Raw genomic sequence first — 27,000 nt, 5'->3', positions numbered from 1 at the left:
CTAATGAGCAGAAGAGTAGTAGTGACTGGTGTTGGGTTGATTACTCCGCTTGCAGCAAATGTTAATGATACTTGGTCAAAGCTAATAAAGGGTGAATCTGGCATAAGGGCGATTAATGCAGATAGGTTTGATTCTTCAGACCTTGCTTGTACAGCTGCAGGGCAGGTTCCTTACCAATCTGATAATGTTGAAAACTATTTTGATCCCATAGAGTATGTTTCTGAAAAGGATTTAAAGAGAACAGATCGTTTTATTCACTATGGTATTGCAGCAGCAATGCAAGCCGTAAGAGATGCATCTTTAGAGGATGATTCACAGGTAAATAAAGAGCGTATCGGCGTTACTATTGGCTCTGGAATAGGAGGGTTGCCTGCAATTCAAGAAAATGTTATCACTATGCAGGAAAAGGGACCAAGGCGCGTTAGTCCATTTTTTGTTCCTGCAAGTTTAATAAATTTAATATCTGGGCATATTTCTATTAAGTATGAATTCACAGGTCCCAATGACTCAGCGGTAACTGCGTGTGCAACAGGTGCACATGCAATTGTAAATTCGGCAAGAGCTATCAAGCTTAATGAAGCCGATGTAATGATTGCAGGTGGTGCAGAAAGTGCTCTATGCAGGGTTGGAATTGCAGGTTTTGCCTCAATGAAAGCATTATCAACTAAATTCAATGACAGACCGGAAGAAGCTTCAAGACCATGGGATGAAGAGCGCGATGGTTTTGTTATGGGTGAAGGTGCGGGAGTTCTCGTGATAGAAGAATATGAGCACGCAAAAAAAAGAGGAGCAAAAATTTACGCTGAGCTTATCGGTTATGGATTAACGGGGGATGCTTATCATATAACTGCGCCGCATGAAGAGGGTAGGGGAGCATTTACAGCAATGGCACTGGCTTTAAAGAGTGCACAAGTTGATCTAGATCAAATAGGGTATATCAATGCGCATGGAACCTCCACTCCACTTGGAGATAAGGTTGAAGTTGTAGCAATGAAACGATTGTTTGGTGATCAAGCTTATAAGATACCAGTTTCTTCAACTAAATCCTCTATAGGGCATTTACTTGGTGCTGCAGGAAGTGTTGAAGCGATATTCAGCATTCTTGCATTAAATAATGGAATAATTCCACCAACTTTAAATCTACACAAACCTTCAGAAGGGTGTGATTTAAATTTTGTACCGTTTAAAGCTCAGGAGCATAAGATTAAATATGCACTTTCCAATTCATTTGGTTTTGGTGGCACTAATGCATCACTTATCTTTGGGAAATTATAACTCCGTTCACGGAATGTTTTTCAACTAAGCAAGAATAGCGATAAAAATTGACAAATTTTATAATATATATAATAATTTGATTAGTATAATTAATTGACAAGTTTTATAAGGTATATATATGTATCCATTCAGCCGGGCGGTAAAATAAAGAGTAGACAAGGAATGCTAAAAAGGTAAACTAGAGTGGCTGTGAGGTAATATGGTTGATCTTTTAGAATTTTGCGAAAGTTTAAGCAGACTATAGAAAAGTTAGAAACAAAAATAGAAGAGCTTAAAGCAGAAAATAAAGCGCTAAGGATCGAAAACGCTGAGTTAAAAGAAAGGCTTGGCTTAAGTTCAAAAAATTCATCTATACCAAGCTCCAAAGAATTATATAAGATGAGGGAAAATAAGTCAAAAAGTGACAGGAAAGTAGGAGCACAGGTTGGACATAAAGGCAGTTACCGCCCTAAAATGGAGGCAGATGAGATGGTAAAAATAGAACTGCCCAATACGTGTGAGTGCGGAGGAGAAATTGCGGTATCAAAAGATCCGTATACTCATCAAAAGGTCGATTTGCCGGAAATCAAGCCGTATGTAGTTGAATATCAACTAGAGCATGGACGTTGCAAAAGATGTGGAAAAAGAAAAAGTAGCAAGCTACAAGAAGGAGTAACTGCGGACACATTTGGTCCAAGAGTTAAGTCAGTAATTGCAGCATTAAGTGGATTTTACAAGAATTCGAAAAAAGAAGTGGCAAATATTATAAAGGACATTTTCAACCTGGATATCAGCGTCGGTAGTGTATCAAATAGCGAGGCTAGAGTGGCAGAAAAATGCCAAGAAGCATATGAGCAAATTGAGGAAGAGGTAAGCAAGAGCAAAATTTTACATATCGATGAAACTAGCCATTACAACAAAGGTAAACAGGGCTGGTGCTGGATGTTTGCGAGCAAAATAGGAAGTGTGATCAAATTGACAGAGTCAAGAGGGATGAAAGTCCTGGAAAATAGTAAATTTGGAAAGAATAACAACCTAGTAGTGACCAACAGATATGCAGCTTACAACTACTTTTCCAGCAAGAAAAGGCAGGTCTGTTGGGCACATTTAGCAAGAGATTTTGAAAGGTTGTCTCATAGTTGGAATAGCGAAGTGAAAGTTTTGGGGTATTATTTAAGGAATGTTGCTACTGAATTATTTGCATTGAAAAAAGCTCTGTTAAAGGATGAAATAGACACATTAAGGTTCATAAGAAGAGCAAGAAAATTACGCAAGCGAACGAGATATTACTTAAAGAATATATCAAATTTACCCGAGGCAATTGGAGCGTCTCGAGTAGCAAAAAATATCATGAAATCGGATCTGATGATGTGGAAATTTTTGGACGATCCAGAAAATATTCCACTGACAAACAACTATGCTGAGCGACAGATTCGGCATTACGTTGTTTACCGAAAAGTTTCATATTTTACACAATCGAAACGGGGAAATATGTTTCTTGAGAGGATAATTTCATTGTACTTGACTTGGAGGCAAAAGAAGTTAAATCCTTTTCAAAACCTACTGGCTATTGCTTCTTAAGCCATACATCTGAATGGATACTTACTTGTATTAACCTTTTTATATATCATATTAATAAATTAACATGATATATAATGATAGCAAACATCAACACCGTTGCGCTTCAAGGAATTAGTACAGTGAACGTGAATGCGCAAATTCACATGGCAAACGGAGTTCCTGCTTTTAACATTGTAGGCGCCTTCCAGATAAAACTGTTGCAGAATCTAGAGAACGCATCAGAGCTGCATTAAATTCAATTAATTTGCTTTTACCTCCAAAAAGAATCACAGTTAATCTTTCTCCTGCAGATTTGTTGAAAGAAGGTAGTCATTATGATCTTGCAATCGCCATTGGATTGCTTGTGGTGATGGATGTCGTACCAATTGAAAAAGTTCAGTCTTATATAATCATGGGTGAGTTGGCGCTTGATGGTAGGGTAATACCAGTTTCAGGAGTGCTACCAACAATAATAAGTGCTAAGCGAGAAAAGAAAGGAGTAATTTGCCCAAGAGGAAACGGTATGGAAGCTGCTTGGGTAAAAGACGTTTCAGTTTTAGCAATAGAGAAATTAACTGACATTATAAAACACTGCAAAGGCGAGCGATCAATTACGCCAGTGGTTTTTAACTATAGTGATTTACCCAAGGAAAATAAATCAATTCCCGATATGAAAGATATCAAAGGTCAAGTGGTTGCAAAAAGAGCAGCAGAGATTGCAGCAGCAGGTGGTCATAATATGCTGCTTATTGGACCTCCTGGCACTGGAAAGTCGATGCTCGCCAAGCGTTTTGTAGGATTATTGCCTGATTTAACTGAGCAGGAAATGATTGACGTGAATATTATTTCAAGCATAATAAAAGCTGGTAATGAGATATTTAAGGTAACTCGCCCTTTTCGCGAACCTCATCATTCGTGCTCCATGCCAGCAATGATTGGAGGTAGAAAAAATGCAAAGCCTGGAGAAATCACAATGGCACATAATGGAGTGCTATTTCTTGATGAGTTGCCAAAATTTCCAAGGTTGGTGCTTGATTCTCTACGACAACCTCTTGAAGATAGAAAAGTCACCGTAGCGAGAGTGAATTCGCACATCACCTACCCAGCAAATTTTCAATTGATTGCGGCAATGAATCCCTGCAGATGTGGTTATTTAGGTGATGATAATCGTTCATGTAATAAAGCACCAAAATGTGGTACAGATTATAAAAATAAAATCTCAGGACCACTGCTTGATAGAATAGATATATCGATCGAAATGCCAAATGTCAGCATACTTTCTCCTGAAGTTTCTATGGAAGGAGAAAGTACTGAAGTAATAAGGGAAAGAGTGATAGCAGCGAGAAAAATCCAGACTGAGCGTTATAGTAAATTAAATATTCGCTGTAACGCAGAAGTAAGTGGTGAAGCATTGAATAAATTTACCGAGCCGGATCAAGCAGGATTAGAATTATTAAAGCATGTGCTAAAAGAAAATTATATTTCCAATCGGGGTTACACACGGGTATTAAAAGTTGCAAGAACCATTGCCGATCTTGCAAAAAGCGAGAGAGTAAAGAGAGCACACATTGCCGAAGCATTGAATTATAGAATAAGGACATATTAATAAATTAGCATGGTTGACAGGCTACTTTTCTCATTATATACTCCGCCTAATGAAATTTTAATATTCTATTTAAGAGGTAGAGTTATGGGACTAAGAATAAAAGCAATAAAGGATAAATATAATCAAGATGGTTTTTGGGCAGCAACTAAAGAAGTTCCTGTTCAAGGCTGGGATTTGGCAAAAAAAAATCCATGGAAAACAGGTGGTGGGATAGCTGGTACATCGTTATTGATTGTAGCACTTGCGCTTACAGGTTATTATTATAAGTGTCCAGATTCAGGGTATGCAAGATTGATTAATGATTTAGGTTCTGGTATTGTAGCTGTATTCGGTAAGTCAGCTGAATGGATACAGGCCAATAAAGAAATAACAATTCTGGCTAGTTGTTTACTAATTTCAGCAGTTATTATTGGTGCTCTTACATATAAGAATCATGATAAAGCAAGTAAGCTTGATGAGGTAGGTAAGTTTGTGAATGAAGTTGACCCAAACTCAGGTCCACAAACTATATTAGATGGGCTTAGAGGCATACTTAAATTATCACCAGTACAAGGCCATAGTGAATAGTAATTTTTAACAAAAGGGATGGATTTCATCCCTTTTATTGACTTTTATCTGATAAGTAACAAAGTTAAGTTTTGTATACATTGATAACTGATGATACAATTCAGAAAATTAGTAATATTTTTCTTCTTATTATATTCAAGTATAGCTTTCAGTAACAGTTGCGGTTTTAATTTGCAATATTGTGGGCTTAGTTGTGATTTAGATTTATCATATAAAGGCTTGAACAGTATAAAGAAGCTACTGAGTGGAAGTGATAAGTTTGTTGCCCTTACGTTTGATGATGGACCATCTTATAGCAAGATAAATAATATTCTTGATGCTCTTGAAAAACATGAATCAAAAGCGACATTTTTTGTGCTTGGTGGGCGTATAAATGCAAGAACTTTTAATGTAATAGAAAAAATTCACAAAGCTGGCCATGAGCTTGGTAATCACTCCTGGTCACACAGAAAGCTGACATCGCTTTCCAGTGAAGAGCAAATGCAAGAGCTGGATAAAACAAATTTGGCAATTAAAAGTATCACGAAAGAAGATGTAAAATGATTTCGTCCACCATATGGGTGTCATGATGATAATTTAATTGAAAACACTGAGCAGCTCAATATGTATTCAATATTATGGACTGTTGATTCTCTCGACTGGCGTGGCGATAAATCAGAAACTCTAGTTGAAAGAGTGGTAAGTAATGTACATAATGGAGCAATTATACTGTTTCACGATCATGAAAATAAATCAAATACAGTTGAAGCTTTACCTTATATTATTAAGATATTAAAAAAGTTAGGCTATAAGTTTGTTACCTTAAGTGAATGGGAAAGAAGAGTATGTAATGCAGTAAAAAATGAGAGTGTAGAAATTTTATGCGGAAAAAAAACAAAGTCTTTAACCGCAGAGCATTCTTACTAGGTGGTTTCCAGCTAACTATTTCTGCCGTTTTCAGCTATAGACTATATAATCTACAAATAAAAAATAAACAAAAATACGAAATACTATCCAATAAAAACAGGGTGCGAGTCACTGTTATCATGCCTCAAAGAGGTAAAATTTTAGACAGAAATAATGTTGAACTTGCAGTAAACAAAATTTCATATTTTGTTTTATTTGACGGACAAAAGGCTACGAATAGGGAGATTGACTGGTCTGAAGTTGCATCAAAATCATCAGAAGCAAAAATAAATGCGCTTTATAGACGTTACTACCCCTTTGGTTCAATATGTTCTCACATACTGGGATATACAAAAAAACAACAGAATATCGGTGAAGTGGGAGTAAGCGGCATTGAATACACATATGATGATATATTAAAAGGCAGGCCAGGAAAATCTCAACAAGAAATAAATTCAAGAAAACAGATTACAAAAGAGCTATCAAGCATACCGCAACAAGATGGACAAAGCGTACAACTAACAATCGATATTAATCTGCAGAAAGAAATAGCCGAAATCTTTGGAAATAATAAAGGTTCAGTTGCAGCGATTGATATAAATAATGGTGGAATTTTAGCGCTATATAATTCACCTGCTTATGATAATAATCTTTTTACTAGTAGATTATCAAATGAGACTTGGGAAAGCTTAAATTCTCCTTCGCTGCCGCTTGTAAATCGTGCACTATCACATCAAATTCCTCCTGGCTCAATCTTTAAGCTGATAGTTGCGCTTGCAGCCTTAAGAGATGGCATAATAACACCAGATAGAGAGTTTTTATGCAGAGGTCACATGAAAATAGGCGAGCGAAATTTTCGTTGTTGGAAAAGTAGTGGTCATGGATATGTTTCCCTAAATGAAGCTATAGCTTCTTCATGCAATGTTTACTTTTACAACATAGGAAAGGAAATAGATGTGGACTCTCTTGTTGAAATGTCCAGCAAGTTTGGTATTGGAAATGGAGCACTAACCAAAACATTCAAAGAAGAATCATCTGGATTACTACCTAACAAAAGTTGGCGTATGAAGGAGTTATGGCAGTTAGGTGATACTATTAACTTAGTTATAGGGCAAGGATACATTCTGATAACACCTCTACAACTTGCTGTGCTTTCAGCAAGGCTTGCAACAGGTAAAGAAGTAATGCCATGCATAGAGATGAGTAATATAATACAAGACTTTCCTGATATTGACATAAATCATGAGCACCTCAACATAATTCAAAAAGCCATGTTTGATGTAGTTAATTCTAGAATTGGTACGGCATTCAACTATAAAAAAAGATTCAGTAGTATGAAAATCGCTGGAAAAACTGGCACACCAGAGATGAGTGCTAAAGATAAAAGTCACAAATTATTTACTGCTTATGGACCTTTTCATAATCCACGTTATGCCGTTTCTGTATTTATAGAGCATGGCAAATCTCCACGTCAGGACTTTCTTATAGCAGATAAGATATATGAGAGTATTTACCTTCAATTGGGTTCACTACTATGAGAATCAATTCTGTTTTTCACATGTAGTTCATATTGTTGGTATTAACAATAATTGCAATTATTAATTCTATAGGTATACTCTGTTAAAAATTACATGAGTCCCATTAAATGACAGAGAAGGAAGAGCAGTTTAGTTTTACGCCAGAAAATCTTAAGAAAGCAGAAAAATCGATAAAAATGTACCCAAAAGGTAAAGAAGCTAGTGCTGTTATGTCGTTATTATATCTGGTGCAGGAACAGTGTGGATGGGTGCCTGAGTCCGCTATGCGCTATGTTGCTGACATGCTGCACGTTCCACATATTCGCGTATATGAAGTGGCAAATTTTTACACCATGTATAACTTAAAACCGGTAGGTAAATACCTAATACAAATCTGCAGAACCACTCCCTGTTGGCTATGTAATAGTGAGGAGGTTTTAAATGCTTTTAAAGAGAAGCTGTGCATCAACATCGGTGAAACTACTCAAGATAATCTTTTCACATTAAAAGAAGTTGAATGCCTCGGTGCATGTGTTAATGCTCCTGTTGTGCAGATAAATAATGACTTTTATGAGGATCTAACCCCTGAAAAGGTAGAAAACATTATAGCAGAGCTTTCGAGTAAATAAATGTTTGCATTTGAGGTAATTAAGCAATCTGACTCTGCAAGAGTTGGAAAAATTGAAACTCCAAATGGAATTGTGGAAACACCAGCATTTATATTCTGTGCAACAAAAGCTGCAATAAAAGGTGCTGATATTGAAAGAATGAAAGAAGCTGGAACTCAGATTATACTTTCCAATACCTATCATCTCATGCTTCAGCCTGGAGAGGACACAGTTGAAAAGCTTGGTGGCTTGCACAAAATGACTAGATGGAATGGGCCGATGTTAACTGACTCTGGTGGATATCAAATATTTAGCTTGGGTCATGGATCAGTTTCAGAAGAGATTAAAGGAATAAGAAAAAAGCAGAAGACATTAATCAAAATCAATGAAGATGGAGCAATTTTTCGCTCTTATATTAATGGCAAAACTTATTGTCTCACACCTGAACGATCAATACAAATTCAACAGAAATTAGGTGCAGATTTAATTGTGGTTTTGGATGAATGCACTCCATTTCATGTCAGCAAAGAATATACGGCAAAATCAATGCGAATGAGCCATAGATGGGCTGAACGCTCATTAAGAGAGTTTGAAAGAAATAACTCTGGTAAACAAGAGTTGTATGGAATTAGCCAAGGCGGTATATATCAAGATTTGCGCGAAGAAAGCTGTGACTTCATCAATAATCTACCGTTTTTTGGTCAGGCAATAGGTGGGTCACTTGGTCAAAGTAAAGAACAGATGTACGATGTGGTTTCTTTCACTATAGAGCATCTAAAAAAAGATAGGCCTACTCATTTACTGGGTATTGGTGGAATTGCAGACATCTTTTATGGAGTGAGTCTCGGCATTGATACGTTCGATTGTGTACATCCAACTCGCTTGGCAAGGCATGGTGGTGCACTAGTCAAAGTAAAGAACAGAAATTCCCTGTCTTCAAAATGTAAAGAGCACATTAACTTGCGGAACCGGCAATTTGAACTTGATGATAACCCAATTGAAAGCGATTGTTTATGCTTTACTTGCAAAAGACATTCAAGAGCTTATATACATCACTTATTAAAAGCAAAAGAGATACTAGCTCACACGCTCATCACTATTCATAATGTTTTCTTTATGAATAAGTTGATGGAGTCAATAAGAAAAGCAATATTAGAAGATAGGCTGAGTGATGAACAGAATAATTGGATTCAATAGGCAAAGCTATTAATCAATGTATCCATTCAGCCGGGCGGTAAAATAAAGAGTAGACAAGGAATGCTAAAAAGGTAAACTAGAGTGGCTGTGAGGTAATATGGTTGATCTTTTAGAATTTTGCAAAAGTTTAAGCAGACTATAGAAAAGTTAGAAACAAAAATAGAAGAGCTTAAAGCAGAAAATAAAGCGCTAAGGATCGAAAACGCTGAGTTAAAAGAAAGGCTTGGCTTAAATTCAAAAAATTCATCTATACCAAGCTCCAAAGAATTATATAAGATGAGGGAAAATAAGCCAAAAAGTGACAGGAAAGTAGGAGCACAGGTTGGACATAAAGGCAGTTACCGCCCTAAAATGGAGGCAGATGAGATGGTAAAAATAGAACTGCCCAATACGTGTGAGTGCGGAGGAGAAATTGCGGTATCAAAAGATCCGTATACTCATCAAAAGGTCGATTTGCCGGAAATCAAGCCGTATGTAGTTGAATATCAACTAGAGCATGGACGTTGCAAAAGATGTGGAAAAAGAAAAAGTAGCAAGCTACAAGAAGGAGTAACTGCGGACACATTTGGTCCAAGAGTTAAGTCAGTAATTGCAGCATTAAGTGGATTTTACAAGAATTCGAAAAAAGAAGTGGCAAATATTATAAAGGACATTTTCAACCTGGATATCAGCGTCGGTAGTGTATCAAATAGCGAGGCTAGAGTGGCAGAAAAATGCCAAGAAGCATATGAGCAAATTGAGGAAGAGGTAAGCAAGAGCAAAATTTTACATATCGATGAAACTAGCCATTACAACAAAGGTAAACAGGGCTGGTGCTGGATGTTTGCGAGCAAAATAGGAAGTGTGATCAAATTGACAGAGTCAAGAGGGATGAAAGTCCTGGAAAATAGTAAATTTGGAAAGAATAACAACCTAGTAGTGACCGACAGATATGCAGCTTACAACTACTTTTCCAGCAAGAAAAGGCAGGTCTGTTGGGCACATTTAGCAAGAGATTTTGAAAGGTTGTCTCATAGTTGGAATAGCGAAGTGAAAGTTTTGGGGTATTATTTAAGGAATGTTGCTACTGAATTATTTGCATTGAAAAAAGCTCTGTTAAAGGATGAAATAGACACATTAAGGTTCATAAGAAGAGCAAGAAAATTACGCAAGCGAACGAGATATTACTTAAAGAATATATCAAATTTACCCGAGGCAATTGGAGCGTCTCGAGTAGCAAAAAATATCATGAAATCGGATCTGATGATGTGGAAATTTTTGGACGATCCAGAAAATATTCCACTGACAAACAACTATGCTGAGCGACAGATTCGGCATTACGTTGTTTACCGAAAAGTTTCATATTTTACACAATCGAAACGGGGAAATATGTTTCTTGAGAGGATAATTTCATTGTACTTGACTTGGAGGCAAAAGAAGTTAAATCCTTTTTAAAACCTACTGGCTATTGCTTCTTAAGCCATACACCTGAATGGATATATCTTTGTCATAATCCCTTAACCAAATGCTTAAAGCAGCATATTTACATAAAATTGTTTAATATTATATAAATAGAATATGGTAAATAGATAAAGACTGTTATTTTTGATTAGATGTGGTAAGATAAGAACATTGTGATTTTAGTTCATTAGAAGGGCAGGTAACTTTGTTATATGATGATGTCATCCAAGTAACTGATGCACAACTGTATGCACATTGTGTTTTGGACCAGTTGCCCACAGAAGGGTGTCATCCTAGTGCTTGACACTAGGATCCAGGAATTTTAATTGGGCACAGATGATGAATGTAAAAGTTATTTTGAATAGGATTTAAAGGCTGGATCCCAGTGTCTGGGCACTGGGATGACATTCTGCCTAGAGGAAAATGCAACGCTTGTATAGCTGTGAATCAGCTACTCAGATGACACGGCTTCTCACACTAAAATGACAATAAATTGCTGAATCAGTTTTTTCGGTGAGTCTTGGTTAAATATAAGTCGAATGAGTAAATAAATTTATATGAAGATACTAATAACAAATGATGATGGTTTCAAAAGTGAGGGTATAAAATTATTAAAAGAAATTGCACAAAATTTTACGTCAGAAGTGTGGGTAATAGCACCAGATGCAGATAGAAGTGGAGCAGCAAGGTCTCTTGATTATCCAGCAAAACGGTCTATTGTAGTCAATCAACACAGTGAAAGGGAATTTAGCATATCTGGCACTCCTGCAGATTGTGTTATTATTGCACTAAATAAAATTATGAATGAAAAACCAGATTTAATATTGTCTGGAGTGAATATTGGCTCAAATGTTGGAGATGATGTTTGCTATTCAGGTACTATTGGTGCCGCAATGGAGGGAGCTGCGAGGTCTATATCTTCAATTGCACTAAGCCAGGTATGTAATGGCAAAATAGATTGGAGTAATACAAAGAATTTTGCACTAAGAGTCATTACTCAGTTAATTGAGATCGGATGGCCTAAAAACGTAGTGATGAGCGTAAATTTTCCTGCCACGGAAAAAGTAAAAGGTATGGAATTTGCAGAACAAGGTGAGTATGATATTGATGGTGACTTAACTTTTGATGAAGATTCAAACGGTTCCCTAAGTTTAAACTGGTCTCGAGAGCACTCAGGCAGCGGAAGCATAGGCAAGATTAAAGAAGGATTTATCACTGTTACACCAATAAAGCTAGACTTTACGGATTATGATACGCTCAATACTATGAGAAATCTTCCAATTCTGGGGCTATAGCTTCTGTAAAAAAATAAATATGGACTAGGCAGGGTATTTTTACTCTGCCTAGTCCATATTACTTAGGACAAGAGTTATGTTAATTTATTTTCTGTAAAAACAAAATAAAAAAAATAAAAAAATGTACTTGACAAGTCAAAATTTATTTCTAAAACACCTGCAATTATCTTTTATGCTTGATTGAGTGTAGAAGATAAAGCAAGTTTTTTGTGGGGGTATCTATGGTAACAAGTGGTGAATTATATACTAACGTCATGGATAAATTAAGGTTTGAACCTAGCCTTGATGAGTCAAACATAACTGTTGCAATTAAAGATAATGGGATAGTTGTGTTAGGTGGTAAGGTTAAGAGCTACGCAGAAAAGTATACTGCTGAAAAGGCTGTAGAAAGGGTTGCAAAAGTCAAGGGTGTAGCTAATGAGCTTGATGTGGAGCTTATTTCAACTTACAAGAAAAGTGATGCTGATATAGTAAAAGCTGCTATTAACGCTTTAGAGTGGAGTTTTTTCGTACCACATGAGCGGATTAAAGTAGCTGTGGAGAATGGGCATCTAACTTTAACTGGTGATGTTGAATATAATTACCAAAAAGAGCGGGCTAAAAAGGCTGTACAAGATCTGTATGGTGTAACGTACGTTACTAATAACATAACAGTGAGACCAAGGTATCCATTCAGCCGGGCGGTAAAATAAAGAGTAGACAAGGAATGCTAAAAAGGTAAACTAGAGTGGCTGTGAGGTAATATGGTTGATCTTTTAGAATTTTGCGAAAGTTTAAGCAGACTATAGAAAAGTTAGAAACAAAAATAGAAGAGCTTAAAGCAGAAAATAAAGCGCTAAGGATCGAAAACGCTGAGTTAAAAGAAAGGCTTGGCTTAAATTCAAAAAATTCATCTATACCAAGCTCCAAAGAATTATATAAGATGAGGGAAAATAAGCCAAAAAGTGACAGGAAAGTAGGAGCACAGGTTGGACATAAAGGCAGTTACCGCCCTAAAATGGAGGCAGATGAGATGGTAAAAATAGAACTGCCCAATACGTGTGAGTGCGGAGGAGAAATTGCGGTATCAAAAGATCCGTATACTCATCAAAAGGTCGATTTGCCGGAAATCAAGCCGTATGTAGTTGAATATCAACTAGAGCATGGACGTTGCAAAAGATGTGGAAAAAGAAAAAGTAGCAAGCTACAAGAAGGAGTAACTGCGGACACATTTGGTCCAAGAGTTAAGTCAGTAATTGCAGCATTAAGTGGATTTTACAAGAATTCGAAAAAAGAAGTGGCAAATATTATAAAGGACATTTTCAACCTGGATATCAGCGTCGGTAGTGTATCAAATAGCGAGGCTAGAGTGGCAGAAAAATGCCAAGAAGCATATGAGCAAATTGAGGAAGAGGTAAGCAAGAGCAAAATTTTACATATCGATGAAACTAGCCATTACAACAAAGGTAAACAGGGCTGGTGCTGGATGTTTGCGAGCAAAATAGGAAGTGTGATCAAATTGACAGAGTCAAGAGGGATGAAAGTCCTGGAAAATAGTAAATTTGGAAAGAATAACAACCTAGTAGTGACCGACAGATATGCAGCTTACAACTACTTTTCCAGCAAGAAAAGGCAGGTCTGTTGGGCACATTTAGCAAGAGATTTTGAAAGGTTGTCTCATAGTTGGAATAGCGAAGTGAAAGTTTTGGGGTATTATTTAAGGAATGTTGCTACTGAATTATTTGCATTGAAAAAAGCTCTGTTAAAGGATGAAATAGACACATTAAGGTTCATAAGAAGAGCAAGAAAATTACGCAAGCGAACGAGATATTACTTAAAGAATATATCAAATTTACCCGAGGCAATTGGAGCGTCTCGAGTAGCAAAAAATATCATGAAATCGGATCTGATGATGTGGAAATTTTTGGACGATCCAGAAAATATTCCACTGACAAACAACTATGCTGAGCGACAGATTCGGCATTACGTTGTTTACCGAAAAGTTTCATATTTTACACAATCGAAACGGGGAAATATGTTTCTTGAGAGGATAATTTCATTGTACTTGACTTGGAGGCAAAAGAAGTTAAATCCTTTTCAAAACCTACTGGCTATTGCTTCTTAAGCCATACACCTGAATGGATACATACACCCAACTATGAGCCACGCATAGTTCATAGTTGGATCAATGATTACAGAGAGGAAGCGTATATATTTAGAGGGCAATAATTCACTTGCTCCAAAGAAACCAAATTATTCATAGTTCTTGGCTTTGATAAAGTAGCATTAGGATACTCTTCGTCTACATAATGACCCTCACAACCTGTAATATCACTTATAGCATTAGGTACAAAATTTTTAGCTTTACTAAACATGCTTGAATTATCAGCTTTTTTAGAAGATACACTGAAATCATGTTCAGGATTCTCCAGAGCGCATGTATCGTTACTATAACTCATAAACCTACTGAGCATGTTTGAAAGTACACCCCTACTGCTTTTTTCAGGTATGCTAAAATTATGGTTATAGCTACCCAGAGCGCATATTAGTGTATCATTATATTCATCTACCCTATTTTCCAAAAATGAATTAAAAGGAAGAGCTACTCTATTAATAGGATTATCTATTACATTGCCAGCAACTTGATAGGGAATATCGAGTGGTAAACTCTGACCTACTGTGCTATCAATAGGGTTACTTACTACATTACTAGCAACTTGTAAACCTTCCTTAATAAAGAGTATAGAAGCTACCACAGGCAGCGCTCTAAAAACAACTTTTCCTGCATATGATTTTTTCTTTTCAACTATCTGATTCTCTATACTAGAAGTCCTATTGCCGTTTTTAGCATTTTCACTAAACAGGTTACTAAAATCCATATCTGAATCTTCTGCTTGCTTTTCCTCCTTAAATAGGCTCCTTAGGTCCATCTCGCAAGCTCCTGCTTGTTTTTCTTTACGCTCTTGACGCCTTTGCTTGCCTTCTTCATTAAATTCAACGATAAGCTCAGTCTTGTCCTTTATCACTTTTTCTTTCTTAGCTAACTGCTTTTCCATTTCGGAAATTTTATTTTCTTTCTCAGCAAGAACTTTACTCTCACGAATAGATTTGTAAGAAAGTGCAATAGTTACAACAGAAAATACAGCACAAATTGCAACAAATGGAAGACTTATATTTAAAGCTGCAACTGAAGCTAAAAACCCAACATAAGGTACCACAGTCAACACTCCAGATCCAAGTAGAATTGCAGTACCAGCACCAATTACCACATAATTTAGTACATTATTTTTTTTAGTCATTGATTATACCTCACATATATCAAATATTGCCAAGCATGGCATAAAATTGAGACAAAATCAATAAAATTTATTCTAAAACAAATCTATTTTTTACTTTAATATTTTTCAATGCAAAAAGCTTTTTACTATAGCTTAATTCTTTAGTTATAGTATCATCTTAATTAATCTTACTTACGCTTTTGATACTTATGAGATACTTTTTATTATTAGCTCTAATACCTTGTCTACTTACCGCAGAGCAGATTGAAGAGAAAGCAATAGAAGATGATGAAGTGGTTGATTTTACGCACGAGAACTATAGAATTCAAATAAGGAGAAAACCTAAAAAAGATTTACTAAAAGATAAAGAAGAGACTTCAGAAGGTAAAGAAGAAACGCTAAAAACTGAAGAGAAAGCAGAAGAAATCAATAAAGAACCCGAGGTAAAAGAGGCCATAAAAGAAGATAAACCACAACCTCCAGAAAGTGATGCTGCAAAAGCAGAAATTGGAGAAAAAGCACAAGATGTTGATAATAAAGAGCATGAAATAAAAGAGACTGCAGATGAAGGTAAAAAAATTAATGAAAAGTCTATAGATCTAAAGAAAGATGCGCCAGAAAAAAGCACAGAGACAGATGTACACGACACGAAAATCGATGAAAGTCCTTTAAATCAGGCTGATCAAAAAATTGACGTAAAAGAAGATAAATCTTTAGAAGTGGAGGAAAAAGAAGAAAAAATTGAGGTAAAAAAAATAGAAGAATTAGAAGATCAAGCTGAAGTAAAGAAAGTAAAAGAAACAAGTAAAAGCAAGAAAATACAAATAAAACCTATAGTTGAAAAAGAAGATCAAGAAGAAAAAAAAGACTTGCAAACACCTACAGAGAAAAAGCCAACAAATGAATGGCCGCATAAAAACGAACAAAGCATGTTAATACACAAACGTCAGTATGACAGCCTTAATGAGCACCTGCCAACAACCATCTTTGTTGATGATTACAGTAAGCAGTTTTTCTATTGCATTAAAAAGAACAATTTACCTTGCCTTAGGGGAATTATCAGTAAATTGGAAAAACTTGGATTAACTATAAAAGAAGCACTGAGGCTTAAAAATAAATTAGGTGACACTCCTTTAACTTATGCAGCCAAACACAGTGAGGTAGAGGTAGTACGCTTTCTTCTCCTCCAAGGAGCTGATGTTAGCGCAATGAATGATGATTCTCAATCCCCCCTTGATATAGCAATTGAAAGAAGGCAAATTGATGTAGTTAATGCTATTGCTGAGATGATGCCACAGATTTTAGGACACACAAAAATTGAGAGTAAAGAGAATTCAGAAATGTATGACTGGGCTTGGAAAACAAAAAAGTCGCTATGTGATGAACAAAATGATTAGGTTTTTAATATTAATTTTGGTTGGTCATTTATGTTATGGAAATGATGCAGTTAGTGATTTTTTAAACGCTTTACATGATAAAAAACATGTGTCTTATACTAAAAAAGATTTTGCTAAATTTTTAATACAATGTCACAAAGATGGAGTACAAGAAGATTTTAAAACAGGCTTTGGTTCTGACTTAAATGGAGCTGATTTTAGTCAATTATACCTAAAGGGATCAGTTTTTGACGGGGTAAGCTTAATTGGTGCTGATTTCTCTAACACTGATTTATCTGATGTATCGTTTATCAATGCTGATCTACGCGGAGCTAACTTTTCCAATGCTAGTATACAAGGTATTAAAATACAAGACTCAAATTTAAACTTTGCAAAATTTATTTCCGCAAGTCTAGTCGATATTACCTTTGAAAAATCTGACATTAGCTACTCTGAATTCATCAATTCTGACCTCAAGAACGTGACTATGCACGATGTAACTGGATTACACACCAATTTTTCGAGTATGAAAATAAGCTTCGCCAGCCTATTTAATTCAAATATCAGTCATGTAAATTTTAACGATAGTGAAATAAGTAATACTATTGTTCAAAAAAGTAATCTTGATAACGGCAACTTCTTTGGTGTGGATTCATATAAGCTAAAAGTACAATTTTCCTCGTTGAAAAACGCTAATATATACGGTGCTGAGATAAAAGAATCGGATTTTACAGGAAGCGATCTTTCTCACGCTTGTTTTAATGCCTCAAATATAGTTGATAGCAACTTTAACAGAGCTAATTTAAGCAATACGCAAATCTCTTATGTTAATGGTAATAACTCAACTTTCATTCATTCTGTATTAAATGGCTCTAAAATAAAGCACTCATACGCTTTTGAGGTAAATCTACATGATGCTGATCTGTCCAACATTGATTTTAGCTATAGTGAACTCTATCAAGTTGACATTTCTGACTCCGACATTCGAAGCGGAAAGTTTCACAACACTAAAGTGGCAAATTCCGATTTAAGTGGCTCGTTTTTTGACTACTCACTATTTACTCACACAAAGATAGAAGAGGCAAATCTTGCTCGAGCTTCAATGCACAAGATTAAAATGCAAGATTCTCAAATTTATAACAGCACACTTTCTCACCATAATATCGATTCCAGTGAAATAGAAAGGTCAACATTCTTTAATTTAACAGCTGACAATTTAGGTTGGTCTAATTTAACAGTAGCTAATTCACATTTCATAGAAAGCGATTTCACTTCTTCTTCACTTAATAATAACATCTTTAAGAAAACTAGTTTTTTTCGCAATAATTTTAGTAACTCAACAATTAATAAAGTGTCCTTTGATTCCTCAAGCATATATAAAAACTCAGTTGCTGATATTCATTTAACAGATTGCAAATTTGACAATTCAATTTTTATTGGAAACGATGGACAGAAGAAGCTTGAAGACCTTGAGAACGCTATAACTTCAGTTGAAGATCTACAGGAAAAAATATCACAAGGTGAAAAATTCGATGTAAATTACTCCTATTTTGAGTTTGAAGACATGAATCTAGAAAACGCTGACTTTTCCAATTCAATACTCAGCAGAGCAAAGTTTAAAAATGTTAACTTAAATAAGGCAAATCTTGAAAAAGCTGATTTGTGTTATGCTATTTTCGATAGCTCCTCTCTCATTGGTACAAATTTGATAAATTCTAATCTAGATTACTCTAATCTTTCAGAGTCGGACTTAAAACGTGCTGTGTTAAAAACTAACAAATTAAATTGACATTTGGTAACATTTTTAACATACTATATTAATATAGTTTTAAATCTATTTTACATAGAAAAGCTTTAACATGATACAATAGGAGGTTTTAATGGTAGGTGCGACTAACACACTAGATACAACTAATACGTTAGATGCAGCTAATAAACTAGATGTAAACAATAAAAAAGCGATTTTGGGTACCTACAAATCACTCCTCTCTGATAGTGATGGAGAAAATAGTAATCAAGAAATCCAAAAGATTAAAAAGCTATATCAAACATTACATACAATACAAAAGAGCGTTTTTGGAGACATGCTGAAGCATATAGAAATAGGCAAAGACCCTAACATGCTATTGGATATAACCACAGGATTTGGTAAATCACTCATGCAAATATCGTTCGCTAGTGTTTTAAAAATCGCTAACATTGATTATAGAATAATAGTCCCTGATCATTTAGTATCGCAGTTTCAAAAAGAGGTTGATAAATTCTTTTATGGCAAAGAAGGTGGTGTTAAGAAATCATCTCCCAATCCAATAGAAGGTGGTATTGAGGAATCATCTTCCAACCCAACAGAAGAGGGTATTAAAAAATCATCTTTAAACCCAATAGCAGAGCATATAAAAAAGCAAATAAGAGGATATGAAGAGTTTTTCATAACAGACTGGCAAAACACTCAACAACTTCCAAAATCAACAGTTTTAATGATTGATGAAGTAGATTCAGCAACAAAAGAGCCCTTACACAGAGAGCGTTTTAAAGATTTAAAAGAAGAATATCCATGTATCAGCTTAAGTGCCACACCACATGAGTGGCTACACAAAAGCATCAAGGAAATTACAGGTATAATCACCATTTCCATGCAAAGGAAGATAGAAGAAATGAGGATTATTAAAGCACATTCGATAAGTGCTACTGCAAGTAGTGTTATGAAAAGAACTAACAAGAGATCTGGGTTTGTACCATATGCTTGTATTGTAGTAATCTCATATATGTTTACTGTATTATTTAAAATCTCTTTAAACTCCTTTGTTACAGAAAAATTTATCGCTTTCTCCCTCTTATACACTTTTTATAACTTTTATATTAATACATTTATATACCACCCCATCATAGGGCAGATTTCACTTCTTCTCATTGCCCTTCCTATTGTATCACTTATCAACCTAGTAGTGGATAAAATAGCTGATAGGGATGTATCAAGTAGACTTATAGCAAATTTATTAGATGATAGAGCTTCTAGTCCAGCACATGAAGACATTTGCAGAACTGAGGAGACTTTTATATGCGAAAAGAACTCTAAAGGTACAATAACTACTCAAAGCTCCAGAGGCAAAAAAAACTTAATTTTGGCATCTAACTATGATGTGATTAGAAATTTAAGTCTTCTCTATAGAGATGAGAAAAATGAAGTATATAAAAATGGCAAGTTACTTAGCTACAGTGGCACTCATGATAAGTACAAACTCGGAAAAGATTTTGGTGAGAAATATGATTTCTCCTATAAAGAATCGCAGAGACGTTATTGCATAGAACAATTTAAAACAAAAATAAGAAGTTGTTTAAGCCAGGGTTGGGGTGGCTTTGTTGCATCGCTCTTTGGATAGGAGGCAATGCATAATAAATTCATGAAGCTATCTCAAATTTAGCCATGCCTATTTCAGTAAATTTGTTCAGCAAATAACACTTGAGTAGCATTTCTTTCTCACGGTTAATCTCAGATTTGTTCCTAAAACTAAACCCAAATGTTTGCTTCAGTCGCGAGAAAAAACTTTCTATATAAGATCTCTTCCCATAATTTATCTCTTTTTTCCACTTCTTCATACCATCTTCACCATATGACTTTATGAACTTGATTGTAGAATTTCTCTCAGCCATATAATCCAGCTTTGGATGCTCCACTGCATTGTTTTGCAGAGGAATTTTTATCTTTATGCCAAGCTCATTGCACAATTTGTATAACTTCTTTCGATTATATGCTCTGTCTGCATATAGTGTGCTTATATTGTATTTAGCATTAGCCCTTGCAATAAGATCACAGGCTCCATAGTGGTCAGAATAAACTCCACTACTGTATTTTGCAGCTATGACTTTTTTGCTACCTATCTCCAGCATTACATGCAATTTTCTTGTTTGCTTATAGCCACGGTACTTTCTATCTGTACCATTTGCCTTACTATGGCCTGGAATATTATTGTAGATGCTTATTCCAGTGCTATCTATGGCGATCTCAATATTTTCCATACTGTTTTTATCATGTCTTCGATCATTAATTTTTAAGTTAAGCTTTTTGAATCTTCTGGAAGCCTGGGAATAGCTGATAACTTGCAAATTTTTTCCTATTTGCTCAAGGTATCCCGCTATAAACCCCACCGTTTGTCTTAGGCCTATTCTAAACAAATAAGTTATTATGTGAATTAGAATTACGACTTTATCACTATAAATATTGTTGCCACCGGTCATTTTGGGACTTTTTTCGTACCAATTTTCTATGGCATCGTTGACGTAATAAAAAATATTTCCTCTTTCTTGGAGAAATTTGTTATATTCGTAGCAGTTACTGACTTTCATTTTGACTGGCATATTTTTCCTTTGTCGGTTAAATGCCTGTTTATAATGAATTTCGTCAGTAACTCCCAGTTCTTTTTACTTTAGCTATGCAACAAAGCCACCCCAGTGTCGAGCACTGGGGTGACGGAGCTACTTGGATGATACCCTTTTAAATAATCACTCCCACTCAATTGTTGCAGGTGGCTTGGAGGTAATATCGTATACAATTCTATTTACACCAGAAACGTTATTAACGATAATACTGTTCACATTCTGCAGAAAATCCCAAAATACTGATGCATATTGACTCTTATCTTCAAATGGAAATGCATCAGCAGTCATGCCATCTGATGATGTAACGGCTCGTAAAGCACAAACATGTCCATATGTGCGGCCATCTCCCATAACACCCACGGTTTTTATCGGTAATAATACAGCAAAAGCCTGCCATATCTTATCATATAGGTTATAATTTTTCATTGTATTGATATATATTTCATCTACTTCTTGTAATATTTTAACTTTTTCTTCTGTAATATCTCCTATAATCCGCACTGCAAGCCCAGGACCAGGAAATGGATGTTGAAATATTATTTCATCAGAAAGTCCAATTTCTTTCCCAAGCTTTCTTACCTCATCTTTAAAGAGATAGCGCAATGGTTCTATTAATTTGAGGTTCATCTTTTCTGGTAATCCGCCAACATTATGGTGAGATTTTATTGTACTAGTGTTACCTGAAGCATGTCCTGATTCAACCACATCAGAGTAAATGGTACCCTGCATAAGGAAATCAACATCCCCTATTTTATTTGCTTCTTCTTCAAACACTTCAATAAAAGTGTTGCCGATAATTTTTCGCTTTTCTTCTGGATCAGTTACCCCTTTTAATCTCTGCAAAAATAAATCTGACTTATCAATGTAATTCATTGAGATGTCCTTCAACATAGCAGCAATAGCTTGCCTCTGGTTCTTGCGCAATAAACCAGTGTCAATGAAAATGCAGTTTAATTGATTTCCTATAGCCTTATTCATAAGTGCTGCTGCAACGCTTGAATCAACTCCACCACTGACTGCAGCAATTACTTTCTTATTCCCTAGTAAATTCTTGATTTTTTCTTTTTGCTCATCAATAAACGATTTCATCGTCCAGTTTCTTTCACAATTTACGATATCCAAGAAATTAGAAAGTAGCTTACTGCCATTTATCGTATGCTTTACTTCAGGATGGAATTGAGTGCAGTATATTTTTCGCTGTTCATTGACGATTATGGCAATTGTGTGATTTATCACACCTGATGCTATTACAGTAAACCCTTCTGGTATAGTATCAACACTATCGGAGTGACTCATCAAGACATCCACTTCAGAATTTACATCCCATACATCTTTTATAATAGAGGAGTCTTGTAATATTTTAATTTTAGTTTTGCCAAATTCCTGATTGAAATCCTCTTTTACTTTCGCTCCAAAATAGTGGCAAATTAACTGTTGTCCATAGCATATCCCAAGTATAGGAACATTTGCTGTTTCATTAAGTTTTATAATTTCATAGGCTATTCCACCATCTTTATCAGCATTTACAGATTGCGGACCACCAGAAAGAATGAACCCATTAAATTTCGATATTGTTTCAAAATTGACATTGTCTGAAAATATTTCACAATATACGCCCATTTCTCTAATTTGTCTTGCGATGAGCTGCGTAAACTGCGAACCAAAATCAATAATAGCAATTGCTGACAATTCACTCCTCCATTGTTTAAAGCGATGATTAATGATAGAAGAAATGATTAGATAAGTAAATAAGACCTATATGCTATAATATAGAACACTTATACGGACGAATAGATTCTTGTGATACCTCATTAACCTTGCTTTTTGGCATTTTTGATATTTTTTTTATAGCATCTGCAAGGCTTAACTCCTTACCACCAAATATGATTCTCACATCTTTATTTTTCTTTAAATCTTTATCACTTGGTTTATTACCTACTATCTCAATATTGCCGTTAGCATCAGTAGTGAATGCAACATTACGCTCTTCCCCACTGACATACCACGTAAACTGCAATTTTCTTTCACATAAAGAAGGATGGTCAAAGTCATAATATCTAATTTTTTTACCACCTTTGTCGTTGGCAACATAGCCATTTATAACTTCTTTATTATTGCTATTCAATATTGAAAAACTAGTGATTTTATTCTCTTCACAGAACTTGCTAATTGAAAAGCTCAGCTATTTTAACACTTGTGCCGTTACCTCCTAATTTTACTTTTATATGACGGCCACCGTTACCGCGTTGATTTGCCTCGATTGACACTGTGTCAATATCATCACCTTCTATATACTTTTTTAACTCTACTTCAGCTTCCTTCTCTAAATCAGTGTACTCTACAGGCACATATTGAGGACCGTGCTTTGATGGATCATATAGACCATCATCTTCACTAAAATGACTTACTGCATCAAGAAATTCATCATCTGCCTCACTGACAGACTTATTGCCTTCCCGTTGACCAGGCAGAATTACTTTTGTAGATGTAGTCTGAGCATTCTGTGTTGATGGTACTCTTTTTGCGTCAGATGATAGCTCATACATCTCTATCGACTCGGGTTCCTCTTGTGATTCATGTTCAGTACTTTTCTTTTTCTTCCTGTAAGACGATAACTTACCTGCTAAAAAATTTACAAATGATGCTGCCATATCTTCATCCCCTGTTATTTACCTTATGTTAATATTATACATCAAAATATCAGGATATGTCAAGATATTTAACTAAAATATAAATTTAGCAAGATATTTCACTAAAGTATAAATTTAGATAGATCTAGCTGCTTAGAAATAGATTCGAGCTTATCTTTGACATATTTACTGTCTATCACGAATTTTTCACTACCTTTTTCAGAAGCAATGAAACTTATTTCATCTAAAAGCTTCTCCATGACAGTGTGGAGCCTTCTTGCACCTATATTTTCCACCTCTCTGTTCACTGTAAATGCTATTTCAGCTATGGTTTTTATACTATCTTCAGTAAATTCAAGTGTTACATTTTCTGTTTTCATTAAAGCTATATATTGCTTTAATAAACTAGATTCTGGTTCTTTTAATATCCTAATTAAATCCTCTTGAGTTAACGCTTTCAGTTCAACTCTAATTGGTAGCCTACCCTGCAACTCTGGCAAGAGATCAGATGGTTTAGATAGATGAAAGGCGCCAGATGCGATAAATAATATATAATCTGTTTTCACAGGACCATACTTAGTTGAAACAGTTGTACCCTCAATCAGCGGCAACAGATCACGCTGCACCCCTTCCCTATTTACTTCACCTTTTACTTCTGTTCGTGCTGCAATTTTATCTATTTCATCCAGAAAAACTATACCATCATTGCTAACCAGATCAATGGCTTCCCTGATAATCTTATCTTCGTCCATTAATCTTTCACTTTCTTCATTAATCAGTATTTCACGTGCTTCTTTAACTTTAACAGTAACGGTTTTTGTTTTCTTGTTTCCATTGAACATTTTGCCCATTATTTCCGTTACATTCATTACACCAACCTGACCTCCTGGTACACCAGGTATGTCAAAAGTAGGTACTATACCCTTGCTTTCCTTGACGTTGATCGAAACTTCTCCATCTTCAAATTCTTTATTTCTTAGCCTCTCTCTAAAGATCTTTTTACTTTCTTCAGTTGCATCCTCACCTACCATGGAATTAACTATAATCTTTTCAGCAAGATTTAAAGCTTTTTTAGCTAAAGCTTTGCGAGCTTTTTCTTTGACTAAAACTATCGCAGCATCGACCAGATCACGTATTATCGAATCAACATCACGCCCCACATATCCTATTTCAGTAAACTTTGTTGCTTCAACTTTTATAAATGGTGCACCAGCAAGTTTCGCTAAACGGCGAGCTATCTCAGTCTTACCAACCCCTGTATGACCAATCATCAATATATTTTTAGGTATTATTTCATCACGTAGTGGAAGTGGAACCTGATTGCGACGCCAACGATTTCTGAGCGCAATAGCAACAGCACGCTTTGCATCATTTTGCCCGATTATGAACCGATCCAATTCTTTAACTATTTTCTGTGGCGGTAAATCATCAAGTAACATCTGTGTAAATTGAGCATTGCTACCATTTAGATTACGGCTGCTCTTAGTACTTTTATGAGAATCATCCTTTTCACTTTCATTATAACTACAAGACTGCCCTTCCGAAAGAGCTGTAAATTGATTAGCACATAAAATTTTTCGTTCAGAAGACATATCACTCCTCTATCTTTTCAATAATTACATTATGATTCGTATAAACACATATATCAGCAGCTATTTTCATAGACTTCTCAGCAATTTCTTCTATTGATATCCCCTCCACGTCAATCAAAGCTTTTGCTGCAGATAATGCAAAATTTCCTCCAGAGCCAATAGCTGCAATCCCATCTTCAGGCTCAAGTACATCACCCGTTCCTGTTATCACCAGTGAAATGGATCTGTCTGCAACAATCATCATTGCCTCTAATTTTCTCAGATACTTATCCATTCTCCAGTCTTTTGCAAGCTCAACACAAGCCCTCATTAATTGCCCTGGATGTTTATCTAGCTTAGCTTCTAATCTTTCAAAAAGAGTAAATGCATCAGCCGTTGCCCCAGCAAAACCAGCAATTACAGACTCATTTGACAGACGTCTAACTTTCTTTGCTCCAGATTTTATAACAGTATGGCCCAGTGAAACCTGCCCATCACCTATCACTACCACCTTTTTACCCTTCCTTATTGACAGTATAGTAGTACCATACATTTTGTTGTCGTCGTGATTAATCATCTTTTTTATAATAATGTTGTTATACTTTAATCTTTAATCAAATTTGATAAATATATTTAATTATAATTTATAATATAATACCTTCCTTATAACATTTAAAGTGTAGATGCAAAATATAATTCACCCAAAATTGGAAAAAAGTATAAATGATTGGTTGAAGGAAAGATTTCAAGGTCTTAAATTACCATTTTATAGCTCAATAGACCTCAGAAATTCAGGCTATAAAATTGCCCCAGTGGACGCTAACTTATTTCCTGCAGGATTTAACAACTTTAGTGAGGAGTCAAAAGTAACTGCAGCTAAACTGGTAAAAAGCTATTTTGAAAAGCAGCAATACCGGAAAGTCCTTATAATACCGGAGAACTATACACGAAATAAAATGTATATAGAAAACGTATTTGCCATAGAGAAAATACTACAAATGGCAGGTTTTGAAACTAGAATTGGCCTCCTAAGTGATGAAACTTACAACTTAATAGAATCGTATGAAACTATTATAAAAGAAGGTTCTTTGTTAAAAACAAAATCAGGATTTGTACCAGACGTTGTCATACTAAATCGTGATATGACAAGCCACATTCCAGACACGTTAAAAGACGTAAAACAAGAGATAACACCAAATCCATTATATGGATGGCACAGTAGGCATAAATTAAAGTATTTTGAAATCTACGAAAAATTAGCGCTTGAATTCTGTAATGAACTTGCAATAGATCCATGGCTCATATTTGCATTTACCGAAAATTGTAATGAAGTTGATTTTAACGATAATCTATCACTTGAAAGAATTGCAGCTAAAGTTGACCATGTATTGTCACTGATGCGAAAAAAATATGAAGAATACGGGATAGAAACACAACCTTATGTGTTTATCAAAGCAAGTAATGGAACATACGGCATGGGCATTATAACAGCAGAGAATGGCGATGAGATATTGAACATAAATAAAAAAAAACGTAATAAGATGAACAAGATAAAAGAAGGAGTAAAAATCAATAGTGTTATTATACAAGAGGGTATACCCACCATTGATGTGTTTAAAAACAGCCCTGCAGAACCATTAATATATTATATAGGCGACACACCTGCTTGTTACTTATACCGATGCAACGATAGAAAAGACGTATATTCCAGCTTAAATTCCACTGATTGTGAATTTTATGATATTGGTAGAACAATTGAGGAAAAACTTTGGAACATAGTGAGTAAATTAGCAGTGTTAGCATTGGCTGTGGAGCTTTCATAGATTTAAGTCTCAAAACAACATACTGTAATTGCAACCC

Annotated in this window: 20 protein-coding genes and 4 pseudogenes; 17 read left to right on the top strand and 7 right to left on the bottom strand. The window is 35.3% G+C overall.

Annotated features, from left to right (window positions below):
• The first annotated feature begins 3 nt into the window (after positions 1-3).
• The 13 genes and pseudogenes from fabF to tnpC (HF197_RS02240) all read left to right on the top strand — a co-directional run bounded on the left by fabF (position 4) and on the right by tnpC (HF197_RS02240) (position 14,033).
• A complete protein-coding gene (gene fabF, locus HF197_RS02295; RefSeq protein ID WP_168464112.1) occupies positions 4-1,275 on the top strand; it encodes a beta-ketoacyl-ACP synthase II in 1,272 nt (423 codons plus the stop codon).
• Between the two features lie 199 nt (positions 1,276-1,474).
• Positions 1,475-2,835: pseudogene (gene tnpC, locus HF197_RS02290) on the top strand (IS66 family transposase).
• 74 nt (positions 2,836-2,909) lie between these two features.
• Positions 2,910-4,420 (top strand): annotated as a pseudogene (locus HF197_RS02285) (YifB family Mg chelatase-like AAA ATPase).
• A gap of 84 nt (positions 4,421-4,504) precedes the next feature.
• Entirely contained in the window at positions 4,505-4,987 is a 483-nt protein-coding gene (locus HF197_RS02280; RefSeq protein WP_168464111.1) for a hypothetical protein, read from the top strand.
• 219 nt (positions 4,988-5,206) lie between these two features.
• On the top strand, positions 5,207-5,530 hold the full coding sequence (locus HF197_RS07410) for a polysaccharide deacetylase family protein (RefSeq protein ID WP_246168566.1): 324 nt from the start codon (positions 5,207-5,209) through the stop codon (positions 5,528-5,530).
• Positions 5,531-5,590: 60 nt separating this feature from the next.
• The gene (locus HF197_RS07405) at positions 5,591-5,893 is read left to right on the top strand and encodes a polysaccharide deacetylase family protein (protein WP_246168564.1); all 303 of its coding nucleotides are present in this window, start codon (positions 5,591-5,593) and stop codon (positions 5,891-5,893) included.
• The gene (locus tag HF197_RS02270) at positions 5,848-7,410 is read left to right on the top strand and encodes a penicillin-binding transpeptidase domain-containing protein (protein WP_168464110.1); all 1,563 of its coding nucleotides are present in this window, start codon (positions 5,848-5,850) and stop codon (positions 7,408-7,410) included. Before HF197_RS07405 ends, HF197_RS02270 begins: the two co-directional genes overlap by 46 nt.
• Before the next feature lie 107 nt (positions 7,411-7,517).
• The gene (gene nuoE / locus HF197_RS02265) at positions 7,518-8,018 is read left to right on the top strand and encodes an NADH-quinone oxidoreductase subunit NuoE (RefSeq protein WP_168464109.1); all 501 of its coding nucleotides are present in this window, start codon (positions 7,518-7,520) and stop codon (positions 8,016-8,018) included.
• Positions 8,019-9,194: a tRNA guanosine(34) transglycosylase Tgt gene (gene tgt, locus HF197_RS02260; RefSeq protein WP_168464108.1), complete on the top strand. Its 1,176-nt coding sequence runs from the start codon at positions 8,019-8,021 to the stop codon at positions 9,192-9,194.
• Positions 9,195-9,291: 97 nt separating this feature from the next.
• A pseudogene (tnpC, locus tag HF197_RS02255) lies at positions 9,292-10,628 on the top strand (IS66 family transposase).
• A gap of 563 nt (positions 10,629-11,191) precedes the next feature.
• Positions 11,192-11,929: a 5'/3'-nucleotidase SurE gene (surE, locus tag HF197_RS02250; protein WP_168464107.1), complete on the top strand. Its 738-nt coding sequence runs from the start codon at positions 11,192-11,194 to the stop codon at positions 11,927-11,929.
• Between the two features lie 221 nt (positions 11,930-12,150).
• A complete protein-coding gene (locus HF197_RS02245; RefSeq protein ID WP_168464106.1) occupies positions 12,151-12,621 on the top strand; it encodes a BON domain-containing protein in 471 nt (156 codons plus the stop codon).
• Positions 12,622-12,672: 51 nt separating this feature from the next.
• A pseudogene (tnpC, locus tag HF197_RS02240) lies at positions 12,673-14,033 on the top strand (IS66 family transposase).
• 67 nt (positions 14,034-14,100) lie between these two features.
• On the opposite strand, the gene HF197_RS02235 reads toward tnpC (HF197_RS02240), so the two are convergent.
• Positions 14,101-15,207, bottom strand: a complete 1,107-nt coding sequence (locus tag HF197_RS02235; RefSeq protein WP_168464105.1) for a hypothetical protein — start codon at positions 15,205-15,207, stop codon at positions 14,101-14,103.
• A gap of 188 nt (positions 15,208-15,395) precedes the next feature.
• On the opposite strand from HF197_RS02235, the gene HF197_RS02230 reads away from it, so the two are divergent.
• From HF197_RS02230 to HF197_RS02220, 3 genes are all read left to right on the top strand, one after another.
• Positions 15,396-16,583 (top strand): ankyrin repeat domain-containing protein, encoded by a 1,188-nt coding sequence (locus HF197_RS02230; protein WP_168464104.1) that lies wholly within the window; start codon positions 15,396-15,398, stop codon positions 16,581-16,583.
• Entirely contained in the window at positions 16,567-18,351 is a 1,785-nt protein-coding gene (locus HF197_RS02225; RefSeq protein ID WP_168464871.1) for a pentapeptide repeat-containing protein, read from the top strand. Before HF197_RS02230 ends, HF197_RS02225 begins: the two co-directional genes overlap by 17 nt.
• A 91-nt stretch (positions 18,352-18,442) precedes the next feature.
• Positions 18,443-19,942, top strand: a complete 1,500-nt coding sequence (locus tag HF197_RS02220; RefSeq protein ID WP_168464103.1) for a DEAD/DEAH box helicase family protein — start codon at positions 18,443-18,445, stop codon at positions 19,940-19,942.
• A gap of 19 nt (positions 19,943-19,961) precedes the next feature.
• On the opposite strand, the gene HF197_RS02215 is transcribed toward HF197_RS02220, so the two are convergent.
• The 6 genes from HF197_RS02215 to hslV form a co-directional block, all read right to left on the bottom strand.
• Positions 19,962-20,918, bottom strand: coding sequence for an IS5 family transposase (locus HF197_RS02215; RefSeq protein ID WP_168464007.1), 957 nt, complete (start codon positions 20,916-20,918; stop codon positions 19,962-19,964).
• A 144-nt stretch (positions 20,919-21,062) separates the two neighbouring features.
• Complete coding sequence (guaA, locus tag HF197_RS02210; RefSeq protein WP_168464102.1) at positions 21,063-22,628, bottom strand: glutamine-hydrolyzing GMP synthase; 1,566 nt, start codon at positions 22,626-22,628, stop codon at positions 21,063-21,065.
• A gap of 73 nt (positions 22,629-22,701) precedes the next feature.
• Positions 22,702-23,064, bottom strand: coding sequence for a hypothetical protein (locus HF197_RS02205; protein ID WP_168464101.1), 363 nt, complete (start codon positions 23,062-23,064; stop codon positions 22,702-22,704).
• 40 nt (positions 23,065-23,104) lie between these two features.
• Positions 23,105-23,590: a hypothetical protein gene (locus tag HF197_RS02200; RefSeq protein WP_168464100.1), complete on the bottom strand. Its 486-nt coding sequence runs from the start codon at positions 23,588-23,590 to the stop codon at positions 23,105-23,107.
• Positions 23,591-23,691: 101 nt separating this feature from the next.
• Positions 23,692-25,161 carry an ATP-dependent protease ATPase subunit HslU gene (gene hslU / locus HF197_RS02195; protein ID WP_168464099.1) on the bottom strand — a complete coding sequence of 490 codons (1,470 nt, stop codon included), beginning with the start codon at positions 25,159-25,161 and terminating at the stop codon, positions 23,692-23,694.
• A 1-nt stretch (position 25,162) separates the two neighbouring features.
• Positions 25,163-25,717 carry an ATP-dependent protease subunit HslV gene (gene hslV, locus HF197_RS02190; protein ID WP_168464098.1) on the bottom strand — a complete coding sequence of 185 codons (555 nt, stop codon included), beginning with the start codon at positions 25,715-25,717 and terminating at the stop codon, positions 25,163-25,165.
• Between the two features lie 106 nt (positions 25,718-25,823).
• On the opposite strand from hslV, the gene gshA reads away from it, so the two are divergent.
• Positions 25,824-26,963, top strand: a complete 1,140-nt coding sequence (gene gshA, locus HF197_RS02185; protein ID WP_168464097.1) for a glutamate--cysteine ligase — start codon at positions 25,824-25,826, stop codon at positions 26,961-26,963.
• Positions 26,964-27,000 lie beyond the last annotated feature (37 nt).

The organism is Wolbachia endosymbiont of Ctenocephalides felis wCfeT (assembly GCF_012277295.1).
Taxonomy (GTDB): Bacteria; Pseudomonadota; Alphaproteobacteria; order Rickettsiales; family Anaplasmataceae; genus Wolbachia.
The sequence above is the reverse complement of the archived record's forward strand: the minus strand, read 5'-3'. Positions and strand labels throughout refer to the sequence as shown.